We start from the raw sequence: 888 nt of genomic DNA, 5'->3' as shown, positions 1-888 counted from the left end.
CAGCAGCCCGTTATCGGCCAGCCACTGGCGCACTTTATCCCAGCTGTCGGCATCCTGAATTCCGAAATTCTTGTCTCCCGCGTCCATCAGCGGCAGCAGGACATTCAGGCTCTGCTTCTCAATTTCCTTGTCGAGCGGAGCGGTTCCGTCCTCATGCGCCAGCAGGATGGAGAGCGCCTCCTCCGGATGCGCTTTGACATACGCCTGGCCTTCCCGGATCGCAGCCAGAAACTTGACGAAATCCTCTTTATGCTGACCTATTCCCTCGTCGCTGGCAACAAGCACAAGCTCGGAATAATCCGGCACGCCGTATTTCGCCGGGTCGATGGAGTTTACCGGATGGCCTTCTTTTTGCAAAATAAGCTGCTCATGGTTGATGAAACCGCCCATAATGGCATCGGTCTGCCCGGTGGAAATCGCCGGAATCAAGTCATAGCCCACATCGACGAAATTAATCTTCTCCGGGTCCCCGCCGTCGGCCTTGACCATCGTCTTGACCATGGCCTCATAGAGCGGAATGGAAGAGTATCCCACCGATTTGCCGGCCAAATCCTTCGGCGTATGTATGGAGCTGTCCGCAGGAACCATCAGATGAGTCAGCGGGTGACGGACAATCGAGGCCAGCGCCTTCACGGGAATCTTCTCCCCCCGGGCCATCAGCACCTGCGGCTGGTAGCTCAGCGCCAGATCGACCTTTCCGGCCGCGACGAGCTTCAGCGCGTCATTCGTGTCCGCCGGCATCTGAATTTCCACATCCAGACCTTGCTTGGCGAAGAAGCCCTTTTCCTGGGCGGTGTACAAAAAGGAATGCACGGCATTCGGATACCAGTCAAGCATAAGCGTCAGCTTGTGCGCAGGCTCCGCCGGACTGGTGGCCTGAGAAGCGGC

General features: G+C 57.5%; 1 protein-coding gene. It reads right to left on the bottom strand.

All coding sequences use genetic code 11. The annotated features are described in order from the left end of the window. A partial coding sequence (locus L692_RS0109600) for an ABC transporter substrate-binding protein (RefSeq protein WP_025699352.1) occupies positions 1-888 on the bottom strand: 888 nt, incomplete at both ends.

It is taken from the genome of Paenibacillus forsythiae T98 (genome assembly GCF_000520735.1).
In the GTDB taxonomy this organism is placed as follows: domain Bacteria; phylum Bacillota; class Bacilli; order Paenibacillales; family Paenibacillaceae; genus Paenibacillus_AQ; species Paenibacillus_AQ forsythiae.
This window is presented reverse-complemented; position numbering and strand designations above follow the sequence as displayed.